The organism is Stenotrophomonas lactitubi (assembly GCF_002803515.1).
GTDB lineage: Bacteria > Pseudomonadota > Gammaproteobacteria > Xanthomonadales > Xanthomonadaceae > Stenotrophomonas > Stenotrophomonas lactitubi.
The window spans coordinates 2,659,021-2,671,371 of sequence record NZ_PHQX01000001.1 but is presented as its reverse complement, the minus strand read 5'-3'; the positions used below and the strand labels follow the sequence as shown (position 1 = coordinate 2,671,371).

Annotated in this window: 9 protein-coding genes and 2 tRNA genes; all 11 read left to right on the top strand. The window is 63.9% G+C overall.

Annotated elements, in window-relative coordinates:
* The first annotated feature begins 2 nt into the window (after nucleotides 1-2).
* The 11 genes from nuoI (at nucleotide 3) to infB (ending at nucleotide 12,268) form a co-directional block, all read left to right on the top strand.
* Complete coding sequence (nuoI, locus tag CR156_RS12620) at nucleotides 3-491, top strand: NADH-quinone oxidoreductase subunit NuoI (RefSeq protein ID WP_005417924.1); 489 nt, start codon at nucleotides 3-5, stop codon at nucleotides 489-491.
* A gap of 9 nt (nucleotides 492-500) precedes the next feature.
* Entirely contained in the window at nucleotides 501-1,157 is a 657-nt protein-coding gene (locus tag CR156_RS12615; protein WP_100553094.1) for an NADH-quinone oxidoreductase subunit J, read from the top strand.
* Nucleotides 1,154-1,459: an NADH-quinone oxidoreductase subunit NuoK gene (gene nuoK, locus CR156_RS12610; RefSeq protein WP_006381125.1), complete on the top strand. Its 306-nt coding sequence runs from the start codon at nucleotides 1,154-1,156 to the stop codon at nucleotides 1,457-1,459. Before CR156_RS12615 ends, nuoK begins: the two co-directional genes overlap by 4 nt.
* 7 nt (nucleotides 1,460-1,466) lie before the next feature.
* A complete protein-coding gene (gene nuoL, locus CR156_RS12605) occupies nucleotides 1,467-3,653 on the top strand; it encodes an NADH-quinone oxidoreductase subunit L (protein ID WP_100553093.1) in 2,187 nt (728 codons plus the stop codon).
* 23 nt (nucleotides 3,654-3,676) lie between these two features.
* Nucleotides 3,677-5,185 (top strand): NADH-quinone oxidoreductase subunit M, encoded by a 1,509-nt coding sequence (locus tag CR156_RS12600; RefSeq protein WP_089236294.1) that lies wholly within the window; start codon nucleotides 3,677-3,679, stop codon nucleotides 5,183-5,185.
* A 15-nt stretch (nucleotides 5,186-5,200) separates the two neighbouring features.
* Nucleotides 5,201-6,661 (top strand): NADH-quinone oxidoreductase subunit NuoN, encoded by a 1,461-nt coding sequence (gene nuoN, locus CR156_RS12595; protein WP_100553092.1) that lies wholly within the window; start codon nucleotides 5,201-5,203, stop codon nucleotides 6,659-6,661.
* Nucleotides 6,662-6,788: 127 nt separating this feature from the next.
* Nucleotides 6,789-6,865: transfer RNA gene (locus tag CR156_RS12590), tRNA-Met, on the top strand.
* A gap of 84 nt (nucleotides 6,866-6,949) precedes the next feature.
* Nucleotides 6,950-7,026: transfer RNA gene (locus CR156_RS12585), tRNA-Met, on the top strand.
* 400 nt (nucleotides 7,027-7,426) lie between these two features.
* Nucleotides 7,427-8,017: a ribosome maturation factor RimP gene (gene rimP / locus CR156_RS12580; RefSeq protein WP_089236292.1), complete on the top strand. Its 591-nt coding sequence runs from the start codon at nucleotides 7,427-7,429 to the stop codon at nucleotides 8,015-8,017.
* A 4-nt stretch (nucleotides 8,018-8,021) separates the two neighbouring features.
* Nucleotides 8,022-9,533 carry a transcription termination factor NusA gene (gene nusA / locus CR156_RS12575; protein WP_089236291.1) on the top strand — a complete coding sequence of 504 codons (1,512 nt, stop codon included), beginning with the start codon at nucleotides 8,022-8,024 and terminating at the stop codon, nucleotides 9,531-9,533.
* A gap of 92 nt (nucleotides 9,534-9,625) precedes the next feature.
* Nucleotides 9,626-12,268, top strand: a complete 2,643-nt coding sequence (gene infB / locus CR156_RS12570; protein WP_089236290.1) for a translation initiation factor IF-2 — start codon at nucleotides 9,626-9,628, stop codon at nucleotides 12,266-12,268.
* The last annotated feature ends 83 nt before the right edge of the window (nucleotides 12,269-12,351 follow it).

The following is a 12,351-nucleotide window of genomic DNA, read 5'->3' as shown; positions in this document are numbered from 1 at the left end:
TGATGAACAGGATTACCCATTACTTCAAGAGCCTGTTGCTGCTCGAACTGCTGGCCGGTCTCTGGCTGACGCTGAAGTACAGCTTCAAGCCGAAGTACACGATGATGTACCCGATGGAGAAGTTCCCGCAGTCGCCGCGCTTCCGTGGCCTGCACGCCCTGCGCCGTTATCCCAACGGTGAAGAGCGCTGCATCGCCTGCAAGCTGTGCGAAGCGGTGTGCCCGGCGTTGGCCATCACCATCGATTCGGCCAAGCGCGAGGACGGCACCCGCCGTACCACGCGCTACGACATCGATCTGTTCAAGTGCATCTTCTGCGGCTTCTGTGAGGAAAGCTGCCCGGTGGACTCGATCGTCGAGACCCACATCCTCGAGTACCACTTCGAGAATCGTGGCGAAAACATCGTTACCAAGCCGCAGCTGCTGGCCCTGGGCGACCGTCTCGAATCCGAGATCGCCGAGCGTCGTGCCGCCGATGCCGCTTACCGCTGAGGTCGAGAGATGGATTGGGTAAATATCGCTTTCTGGGTCTTCGCCATCGCGGCAACGGTTTCGGCCGCTGCAGTGATCAGCGTGCGCAACCCCGTGCATGCTGTCCTGTGCCTGGTGCTGACCTTCTTCTCCATCGCCTGCGTGTGGCTGCTGGTCGGCGCCGAGTTCCTCGGTGTTGCGCTGGTGCTGGTCTACGTCGGCGCGGTGATGGTGCTGTTCCTGTTTGTGGTGATGATGCTCGACATCGATCCTACGAAGATGCGTGAAGGCTGGGTGCGCTACCTGCCGGTCGGCCTCATCGTTGCCGTGGCGATGCTGGTGCAGATGCTGACCCTGATCGGCGTGAAGGGCAGGGCGGTCACTCCGTTCCCGGCCGACAACGCCGCCGCGGTTGCTGCAGACAGCTCCAACGTCACCTGGCTGGCCCGCACGCTGTTCACTGAGTACCTGCTGCCGTTCGAGTTCGCTGCCGTCATCCTGACTGTGGCTGTTGTGGCCGCGGTAATGCTGACCCTGCGTCGCCGTACCGGTGTGAAGAGCCAGAACCCGGGTGAACAGACCATGGTCAAGGCGGGCGACCGCCTGCGCATGGTCAAGATGGGCGCCGAAGTGCCGGTCGTGCACAGCAACAGCAAGCCGGTTGCCGGCGAGGAGACCCAGCCGTGATTACCCTTGGCCACATGCTTGCGCTCGGCGCGGTGCTGTTCGCCATCAGCCTGGCCGGCATCTTCCTCAACCGGAAGAACGTCATCGTCCTGCTGATGTCGATCGAACTGATGCTGCTGTCGGTGAACGTCAATTTCGTCGCGTTCTCGCGTCAGTTGGGTGATCCGTCCGGTCAGCTGTTCGTGTTCTTCATCCTGACCGTCGCCGCAGCCGAGGCCGCCATCGGCCTGGCGATCCTGGTGACCCTGTTCCGTACACGCCGAACGATCAATGTCGGCGAAGTCGATTCGTTGAAGGGCTGATCCACAGATGGAAATCACTCTCTCCAAGAGTCTGTTGATCGCAGTGGTGCTTGCACCGCTGTTCGGCAGCATCATCGCCGGCCTGTTCGGTCGCCAGGTCAAGCGCTTCGGCGCGCAGACCATCACCATCCTCGGTGTCGCCGTTGCCTGCGGCCTGTCGATGCACACGCTCTACCAGCTGCTGTGGGGCGGGGCGCAGCCGTTCAACGAGAACCTGTACACATTCTTCGAAGTCGGCCAGTACTCGGCCCACGTCGGTTTCATGGTCGACAAGCTGACCGCGATGATGATGGTGGTGGTGACCTTCGTGTCGCTGCTGGTCCACATCTACACGATCGGCTACATGCAGGACGATCCGGGTTACCAGCGGTTCTTCAGCTACATCTCGCTGTTCACCTTCTCGATGCTCACCCTGGTGATGAGCAACAACTTCCTGCAGCTGTTCTTCGGCTGGGAAGCAGTGGGCCTGGTGTCGTACCTGCTGATCGGTTTCTGGTTCAAGCGTCCGACCGCGATCTTCGCCAACATGAAGGCGTTCCTGGTCAACCGCGTCGGTGACTTCGGCTTCCTGCTGGGCATCGCCGGTGTGTTGTGGGTGTTCGGTACCCTGGATTACTCGCAGGTGTTCTCGCAGGCCGGCATGCTCGCCGACCCGCGCGCCCAGCTGCAGATCTGGGACGGCACCATGTTCGGCATGCAGCTGCTCAACGAGCCGGTGATCTGGTCGATCGCCACCGTCATCTGCATCGGCCTGTTCATCGGCGCCATGGGCAAGTCGGCGCAGGTTCCGCTGCACGTGTGGCTGCCGGATTCGATGGAAGGCCCGACCCCGATCTCGGCGCTGATCCACGCCGCGACGATGGTGACCGCCGGTATCTTCATGGTCACCCGCATGTCGCCGCTGTTCGAGCTGTCGCAGACCGCGCTGAACTTCATCCTGTTCATCGGTGCCACCACCGCGTTCTTCACCGGCCTGATCGGCATCGTGCAGAACGACATCAAGCGCGTCGTCGCATACTCCACGCTGTCCCAGCTGGGTTACATGACCGTGGCGCTGGGCGTGTCGGCGTATTCCGCTGCCGTGTTCCACCTGATGACCCACGCCTTCTTCAAGGCGCTGCTGTTCCTGGGTGCCGGCTCGGTCATCATCGCGATGCACCACGAGCAGGACATGCGCAAGATGGGCGGCCTGCGCAAGTACATGCCGATCACCTTCATCACCATGTGGATCGGTACCCTGGCCCTGGTCGGTACGCCGTTCTTCTCCGGCTTCTACTCGAAGGACACCATCATCGAGGCCGCCGAGATCCATGCCCACATGCAGAACAGCTGGGTGGCCACCTATGGCTACTGGGCAGTGCTGGGTGGCGTGCTGGTGACCAGCTTCTACAGCTTCCGCCTGCTGTTCTTGACCTTCCACGGCAAGGAACGCTTCCGCGACGCACATGACGCTCATGGCGACGGCCATGCAGATGGGCACGCCGGTCATGGTCATGACGACCACCATGCTGCCGACGCACACCATGCCGACGCGCATGACGACCACGGCCATGGCCACGGTCCGCATGAGCCGCATGAAACGCCGTGGGTGGTGACGCTGCCGCTGATCCTGCTGGCCATCCCGTCGATCGCCATCGGTTTCTTCAGCATCGGTCCGATGCTGCACGGCACCGACTGGGCGGGTCACCACGCCCATGCGGCGATCAAGGGCCAGGTCAACACGTTCTTCACCGGCATCGTCGATTTCTACGATCCGGCCAAGAACACCGTGGCCTTCCTGGGCGAGGAGTTCCATGGTCCGGTGGCGTTCGCGCTGCACGGCATGATGCTGCCGCCGTTCTGGCTGACCCTGGCAGGCTTCCTGCTGGCTGCGTTGTTCTACCTGTGGAAGCCGGACCTGTCGGGCAAGGCGCGCAAGACCTTCGCCCCGGTGGTGTCCGTGCTGGAAAACAAGTACGGCTTCGACAAGCTGTGGATCGATGGCCTCGCCGGTGGCAGCGTCAAGCTGGGCAAGGTCTCGCGCTGGATCGACAGCAACATCGTCGACGGCGTGGTCAATCTCTCGGCACGTGTTGTGGACGTCGCAGCCAGCGTGCTGCGCCGTACCCAATCCGGTTTCCTCTATCACTACGCCTTCGCGATGATCATCGGCCTGATTGCCCTCCTGGGCGTGCTGATGCATTACCTGCGTTGATGACCTGTACGGAATAAGAAGACGTGTCGAACTGGCCTCTACTCAGTGTCCTCATCTGGCTGCCGATCCTCGGCGGTGCCCTGATCCTTGCGATCCGTGATGCGCAGACCGCCCGCTGGGCGTCGCTGGGCGTCGCGGTGCTGACCTTCGTGGCGAGTCTCTCGCTGCTGGGCGGCTACAACCCGGGCATCGACGCGCTGCAGTTCGTCGAGACCCACGCCTGGATCCCGACCTACAACATCGGCTACAACCTGGGCGTGGACGGCATCGCCGTAGCGCTGATCCTGCTGACCACGCTGGTCAGCGTGCTCGCCCTGATCGGTGCCTGGAGCGCGATCGACAAGCGCGTGAACCAGTACGTGGCGGCCTTCCTGATCCTGGAAGGTGTCACCGTCGGTATCTTCTCGGCCACGGACGCGATGCTGTTCTACGTGTTCTTCGAGGCGATGCTGATCCCGATGTTCCTGATCATCGGTGTCTGGGGCGGCCCGCGCCGCATCTACGCCGCGCTGAAGTTCTTCCTGTACACCTTCCTCGGCTCGGTGCTGATGCTGGTGGCGCTGATCTACCTGTACATGAAGGGTGGCAGCTTCCAGCTGGCCGACCTCTATGCACTGCAGCTGTCGGGCAAGGAACAGACCTGGATCTTCTTCGCCTTCCTGATCGCGTTCGCGGTCAAGGTGCCGATGTTCCCGGTGCACACCTGGCTGCCGGACGCGCACGTGGAAGCGCCGACCGCCGGTTCGGTGATCCTGGCCGCCATCGCACTGAAGATCGGTGGCTACGGCTTCCTGCGCTTCAACCTGCCGATCGTCCCCGATGCGTCGCAGGAGTGGGCATGGCTGGTCATCGCACTGTCGCTGATCGCGGTGATCTACGTCGGCCTGGTCGCCCTGGTGCAGGACGACATGAAGAAGCTGATCGCCTATTCGTCGATCGCGCACATGGGCTTCGTCACCCTGGGCACCTTCATTGCCCTGTGGCTGGTGCGTGAAGCCGGCAACGTCGATGCGGCCCGCCTGGGCCTGCAGGGCGCCATGGTGCAGATGATCTCGCACGGCTTCGTGTCCGGCGCGATGTTCTCCTGCGTCGGCGTGCTGTACGACCGCATGCACAGCCGCCGCATCGCCGATTACGGCGGCGTGGTCAACGTGATGCCCTGGTTCGCCACCTTCGCCATGCTGTTCTTCATGGCCAATGCGGGCCTGCCGGGTACCAGCGGTTTCGTCGGCGAGTTCATGGTCATCCTCGCGGCGTTCCAGCGGAACCCGTGGATCGCCCTGGGCGCAGCCACCACCCTGATCATCGGCGCGGCCTACACCCTGTGGCTGTACAAGCGCGTCTTCTTCGGCGAGGTGGCCAACAGCCACGTCGCCGAACTGAAGGACATCAACGGCCGCGAATGGCTGGTGCTGGGCGTGTTCGCCATTGGCGTGCTGGCCCTGGGCATCTACCCCAAGCCGCTGACCGACCTGATGGAGCCCTCGATCGCAAAGCTGGCGATGCAGATCGCATCCAGCAAGCTGCTGTAATTCCAGGATTTGATGATGACCACCTCGCCGCTGCTGCCACTGACCGCCGCTGACCTGCCACCGCTCGCTCCCGAGCTGGTGCTGATCGGCAGTGCCTTCGCCCTGATGATCCTCGACCTGTTCGTCAGCGAACGGAACAAGATCGTCACCCACCTGTTCTCGGTCGCCGCACTGGCCGTGGTGCTGTTCATGCTGGCCACCGGCGTGGGCGGGCAGGGGGAGGTCTTCCATGGCATGTTCGTGCGCGATACCGCCGCGGACGTGATGAAGACCGGGATCGTGCTGCTCAGCGGCCTGACCCTGATCTACGGCTGGGGCTACCTGCGCGAGCGCAAGCTGTTCCAGGGTGAGATTCCGGTGCTGATCCTGTTCGGTACCGCCGGCATGATGATCCTGGTCTCCGCCGGCAGCCTGCTGATGGTGTACCTGGGCCTGGAACTGCTGGCCCTGTGCTCCTACGCGCTGGTCGCCAGCAACCGCGAAAGCGGGCTGGCCTCGGAAGCGGCGATGAAATACATCGTCCTCGGCTCGCTGGCTTCGGGCCTGCTGCTGTACGGCATGTCGCTGATCTATGGCGCCACCGGCAGCCTGCACCTGGATGCCATCCAGGCCGCCATCCCGCACTCGGAAGAGCGCGTGCTGCTGATCACCGGCGCGGTATTCATGATTGCCGGTGTTGCCTTCAAGCTGGGTGCCGCACCGTTCCACATGTGGCTGCCGGACGTGTACCAGGGTGCTCCGGCACCGATCGCGCTGTTCATCAGTTCGGCGCCGAAGCTGGCCGCCTTCGGCATGGCCTATCGCCTGCTGGAAATGGGCGTGGGCCCGCTGTCGACCGAACTGCAGCTGATGATTGCCGGCCTGGCCGCGTTGTCGCTGGTGATCGGCAACCTGATGGCCATCGCGCAGAGCAACCTCAAGCGCATGCTGGCGTTCTCCACCGTGTCGCACATCGGCTTCCTGCTGATGGGCATCGCCGGCGGTGGTTCGCAGGGCTATGCGGCGGCGCTGTTCTACGCCCTGGCCTACGCGATCATGTCGACCGCGGCCTTCGGCGCGATCATCGCGCTGTCGCGTGCCGGCTTCGAGGCGGAGAACATCGAGGACTTCAAGGGCCTGAACGCCCGCAACCCGTGGATGGCCGGCCTGGTGCTGTGCATCATGGCGTCGCTGGCGGGCATCCCGCCGTTCCTCGGCTTCTGGACCAAGCTGGCCGTGCTGGGCGCAGCCGTCAACGGTGGCCTGCTGTGGCTGGCGATCCTGGGCGTGCTGTGTGCCGTGGTCGGCTGCTTCTACTACCTGCGCGTCATCAAGGTCATGTACTTCGATGAGCCGGTGGGCGAGGCCATGCCGCGCAGCAAGGACCGCGTGCTGGGCGTGGTGCTGGGCGTGAACGCACTGGCATTGCTGGCGCTGGGCCTTGCCTGGAACCCGATCATGGTCTGGTGCCAGCAGGCATTTGCGCATCTTGCATAAAAGTTGACACAAAGCTGCGCGATTCGTGTAATATACGCAGCTTGAGTTGTCACTGCAGCGGTTCAGCCAGAACATCGTTGCGGAGCGCCCCCTCGCCAGAGTGGGGCAGCAGTTCAAGCACTTCCGGTGCGGGGTGGAGCAGTCTGGCAGCTCGTCGGGCTCATAACCCGAAGGTCGCAGGTTCAAATCCTGCCCCCGCTACCAACACATCGAATCGGCTCCAACCAATTCGATGAATGAGGAAAAGCTTGCAGGTTTTGAAGTTATCCCTCATAATTCCGCTTCTGATGCGGGGTGGAGCAGTCTGGCAGCTCGTCGGGCTCATAACCCGAAGGTCGCAGGTTCAAATCCTGCCCCCGCTACCAAGTAAAGAATGCGCCTTCGAAGCTCTGCTTCGAGGGCGTTTTTCTTTGCGGCTTCCGTCGATCCGCCGGGCGTGGCCCGGCGCTGCCATCGCGCGGTCACCCGGTAGCGCCGGGCCATGCCCGGCGAGCGCAGCGAAGGGTTTCAGGACGGCCGCAGCCTTGCACCAGAGCGGTGCAGGGGCTATCATCAGCGGCCTAGAAGTACCCCTGACGGCGGCGCTCCCCATCGGAGATCCACCCGGAAGGAGGGCCGCAGCACGCTTGTTCAGCGCGTTGCAACCGGAATCCAGTCACCGGAGTCTTTCCGGAAAAGGGGCCCAGCGGGCCCTTCGTCGTTTTCGGGGCGTCATGTTTCCATGCTGGCCAAGGCCGGCACCCAACCAAGAGATCAAGGCAGGCTGTGAGCGACAAGGCAACCGACATCGCGAATCTGCTCGCCCCGACCGTTGTGTCGCTGGGCCTGGAGCTGCTGGGCGTTGAGTATCTGCCGGCCCCCGGCGGTGCGACCCTTCGCCTTTACATCGACGTGCCGCTGGCGGAACAGCCCGAGCGCATCATCAATGTGGACGACTGTGAGCGGGTAAGCCGCGAAGTCTCTGCACAGATGGACGTCGAGGACCCGATCAGCGGCAATTACACGCTGGAAGTGTCCTCGCCGGGCGTGGATCGCCCGCTGTTCAACCTGGAGCAGTTCGGTCGTCACCTCGGCGAATCGGCCAAGGTCACCCTGAAGCTGCCGCAGGAAAACCGCCGTCGCCTGCAGGGTCGCATCGACGCGATCGACGAGGCGCAGGGCAGCATCACCTTCATTGTCGACAACACCGCACTGGTGGTGTCGGCCGACAACATCGACAAGGCGCGGATCATGCCTGACTGGGTGGCGCTGGGGCTGGCCCCGAGCAAGCCGACCGGTCCGGCACCGAAGCGTCCGAAGCCGAACAAGAATTCTTCTTCCAACGAGCCGGCGGCAAAGAAGCCGCGCGCGGAGTGAGCCAATGAGCAAGGAACTGTTGCTGGTAGTGGACGCGGTCGCCAACGAGAAGGGCGTGCCGCGTGAAGTAATCTTCGATGCCATCGAGGCCGCCCTGGCCTCGGCAGCGAAGAAGCGCTATCCCGACGAGGAAGTGCTGACCCGCGTGGTCATCGACCACAAGGATGGCAACTACGAAACCTACCGCCGCTGGGAAGTGGTGGCCGATGACGTAGTGATGGAATCGCCGGATCGCCAGATCCGCCTGATGGACGCGATCGACGAAGCCGAAGGCGTGGACGTCGGCGATTACATCGAAGAGCAGATCGAGAACCCCGACTTCGGTCGCATCGCCGCCCAGGCCGCCAAGCAGGTGATCGTGCAGCGCGTGCGCGAAGCCGAGCGCCAGCAGGTTGTCGATGCATGGGCCGACCGTGTGGGCGAGCTCATCACCGGTGTGGTCAAGCGCGCCGAGCGCGGCAACATCTATGTCGACCTTGGCGGCAACGCTGAAGGTTTCATTCCGAAGGACAAGGGCATTCCGCGTGATGTCCTGCGTGCCGGCGACCGCGTCCGCGGTTACCTGGCCGAAGTGCGTTCGGAGCCGCGTGGCCCGCAGCTGTTCATCAGCCGCGCCGCACCGGAATTCATGATCGAGCTGTTCAAGCTGGAAGTGCCGGAAGTCGGCCAGGGCCTGGTGGAAATCAAGGCCTGTGCCCGCGATCCGGGCGACCGCGCCAAGATTGCCGTGCTCGCCCACGACCAGCGCACCGATCCGATCGGCGCCTGCATCGGCATGCGTGGTTCGCGCGTGCAGGCCGTGTCCAACGAGCTCAATGGCGAGCGCGTGGACATCGTCCTGTGGAACGAGAACCCGGCCAACTTCGTCATCAATGCGATGGCGCCGGCCGAAGTGCAGTCGATCATCGTCGATGAAGACAAGCATTCGATGGACCTGGCCGTTGCTGAAGACCGCCTGGCCCAGGCGATCGGCAAGGGCGGCCAGAACGTGCGCCTGGCCAGCCGCCTGACCGGCTGGCAGCTCAACGTGATGACCCAGGACCAGGTGACCGCCAAGTCGGAAGCCGAGCAGGCTTCGGCCCGCCAGCTGTTCATGGACAAGCTGGAAGTGGACGAGGAAATCGCTGGCATCCTGGTCAGCGAAGGCTTCGGCACGGTCGAGGAAATTGCATACGTACCGGTCGGCGAACTGCTGGCCGTGGAAGGTTTCGACGAAGACATCGTCGAAGAGCTGCGCGCACGTGCCCGCGATGCGCTGCTCAATGAGGCCCTGGCAGTCGAGGAAGGCCTGGAGGACGGCCAGCCGGCACAGGACCTGCTGTCCCTGAAGGGCATGGACGAAGCCACCGCATACGCGTTGGCCGGCCACGGCGTGCGTACCAGCGAGGACTTGTCCGACCTGGCCGCCGACGAGGTCATGGACTTCGGCATTGAAGGGCTGGACCAGGAGCGCGCCGCGGCGCTGATCCTGGCCGCGCGTGCCGAGGAAATCGCCCGACTGGAACGCGGCGAATGAGCCGGCAATGAACAGGGCCCTGAGCCGATCAGGGCGTAGAATCCGCGCCACCTCCAGATGCGGGGGGGCGCCCACAAGATCATAGGATCCGAATGTCGCAGCAAACCACCATCCGCAAGCTTGCTGAACTGGTCAATACACCGGTCGAAAAACTGCTGGAACAGCTGGCTGGTGCCGGCATGAAGTTCAGCGGTCCCGACCAGGTCGTGACCAGCTCCGAGAAAGTGAAGCTCCTGGGCTTCCTTCGTCGCTCGCACGGCAAGCCCGAGCAGGCCCCGGAAGAGACTGATCAATCTGCCAAGAAGATCACCCTCAACCGTCGCAAGCAACAGGAAGTGACGGTCAGTTCCGGTCGCAGCAAGACAACCGTGAACGTGGAAGTGCGCCAGAAGCGCACCTACGTCAAGGATGGTGCGCGTGCGATGACCCCGGACGAAGAGCGTGCCGACATCCTGCGCAAGCTGGAAGAGTCGCGCGCACGCAACCTTGCCGAGCAGCAGGCCCTGGCCGAGAAGGACCGCCTGCGTGACGAGGCCATCGTCCGTGCACGCGAGGAAGAGGTCGCTGCCAAGGAGCGTGCCGAGGCCGAGAAGAAGGCGGCCGAGGAAGCTGCGGTTGCCGCCAAGGCTGCCGAGGCCCTGGCTGCCAGCAAGCCCAAGGTGCGTGCTCCGATCGACGAAACCGCGCCGCGCCCGCCGCGCGCTCCGGCCGCAGCCCCGGCTGCTCCGCGTAGTGCAGCGCCGCCGCGCAGCGACGACCGCAACAACCGCAACGCGCCGCGCAACGAGCGTGGACCGGGTGACCGCTTTGCCGGTCAGATGCACCTGTCCGCTGCCGATCGTGCGCGCCGTGGCAACAGCAACAACAGCAACAACCGTGGTCGCCCGGGCAGCCGTCCGACGTCCGGCCGTCGCGACATGTCGCGCGGCGGTGGCAACTCCGGCCCGCATGCCTTCGAGCGTCCGACCGCACCGGTCGTGCGTGAAGTGGCGATCGGCGACACCATCACCGTGGCCGACCTGGCGCAGAAGCTCGCGCTGAAGGGCGGCGAGGTGGTGAAGGCGCTGTTCAAGATGGGCGTGATGGCCACCATCACCCAGTCCATCGACCACGACACCGCGGCACTGGTCACCGAAGAGCTGGGCCACAAGGCGATCCGCGCCAGCGACAACGACGCCGAAGACGCGCTGTTGGCATCGGCGGGTGAGAACAAGGGCGAGGCCGTGCAGCGTCCGCCGGTGGTCACCATCATGGGCCACGTCGACCACGGCAAGACCTCGCTGCTGGATTACATCCGTCGCACCAAGGTCGCCACCGGCGAAGCCGGCGGCATCACCCAGCACATCGGTGCGTACCACGTTGAAACGCCGAAGGGCGTCATCAGCTTCCTGGATACCCCGGGCCACGCCGCGTTCACCTCGATGCGTGCCCGCGGTGCCAAGCTGACCGACATCGTGGTGCTGGTCGTGGCTGCCGATGACGGCGTCATGCCGCAGACCAAGGAGGCGATCCAGCACGCCCGTTCGGCGGGTGTGCCGCTGATCGTGGCGATCAACAAGATCGACAAGTCCGGCGCCGACCCGATGCGGGTCAAGAACGAGCTGCTCTCCGAGCAGGTCGTGGCCGAAGACTTCGGTGGCGACACCCAGATGGTGGAGATCTCGGCCAAGACCGGCCTGGGCATCGACGATCTGCTGGAAGCTGTTTCGGTCCAGGCTGAGCTGCTGGAACTGAAGGCGGTCGACGAGGGTCGTGCCAACGGCGTGGTCATCGAATCGTCGCTGGACAAGGGCCGTGGCCCGATCGCGACGGTGCTGGTGCAGCAGGGCCGCCTGAAGAAGGGCGATTACCTGGTGTGCGGTATCCAGTACGGCCGCGTGCGTGCGCTGTTCGACGAAACCGGCAAGCAGCCGGAGTTCGCTGGCCCGTCCATCCCGGTGCAGGTCCTGGGCCTGTCCGGCGTGCCGGAAGCCGGTGACGACTTCGTCGTCGTCGACGACGAGCGTCTGGCCAAGGACGTTGCCCAGCAGCGTGAGACCAAGCGCCGTGAATCGCGCCTGGTCGCCACCGCTGGCAGCCGCATGGAAGACATCATGGCGACCCTGGGCAAGGGCGAGGGCCAGCAGGTCCTCAACCTGGTCATCAAGGCCGACGTGCAGGGTTCGGTGCAGGCGTTGAGCCAGGCCCTGGTGGCGCTGTCCAACGACGACATCCGCATCAACGTGATCCACTCCGGCGTGGGCGGCATCACCGAGTCGGACGCCAATTCGGCCGCCGCTTCGAAGGCCACCGTCATCGGCTTCAACGTGCGTGCGGATGCTTCGGCCCGTCGCATCATCGAATCCAACGGCGTGGACCTGCGTTACTTCTCGATCATCTATGACGTGATCGATCAGGTGAAGCAGGTGGCCTCCGGTCTGCTGGGCGTGGAGATCCGCGAAGAGATCATCGGTATCGCCGAGGTCCGCGACGTCTTCCGCAGCTCCAAGCTGGGTGCCGTCGCCGGCAGCATGGTCATCGAGGGTGTGGTCAAGCGCAACAAGCCGATCCGCGTCCTGCGCGACAGCGTGGTGATCTTCGAAGGCGAACTGGAATCGCTGCGCCGCTTCAAGGAAAACGTCGAGGAAGTCCGCAACGGTACCGAGTGTGGTATCGCGGTGAAGGCCTACAACGACGTCAAGCCGGGTGACCAGATCGAGTGCTTCGAGCGTATCGAAGTGCCGCGCACCCTGTAATGCTGCAACGGACCGGCCCTCACGGGCCGGTCTCGTTTCATCCCGTAAACTGTAGTGCCTGACCTCGGTCGGGCCACAATCGA

Excerpts from the sequence above, each read along its gene's own strand:
- nuoN (WP_100553092.1), top strand. The coding sequence starts at position 5,201 with ATGACCACCTCGCCGCTGCTGCCACTGACCGCCGCTGACCTGCCACCG.
- nusA (WP_089236291.1), top strand. The coding sequence starts at position 8,022 with ATGAGCAAGGAACTGTTGCTGGTAGTGGACGCGGTCGCCAACGAGAAG.
- nuoI (WP_005417924.1), top strand. The coding sequence starts at position 3 with ATGAACAGGATTACCCATTACTTCAAGAGCCTGTTGCTGCTCGAACTG.
- infB (WP_089236290.1), top strand. The coding sequence starts at position 9,626 with ATGTCGCAGCAAACCACCATCCGCAAGCTTGCTGAACTGGTCAATACA.
- CR156_RS12615 (WP_100553094.1), top strand. The coding sequence starts at position 501 with ATGGATTGGGTAAATATCGCTTTCTGGGTCTTCGCCATCGCGGCAACG.
- nuoL (WP_100553093.1), top strand. The coding sequence starts at position 1,467 with ATGGAAATCACTCTCTCCAAGAGTCTGTTGATCGCAGTGGTGCTTGCA.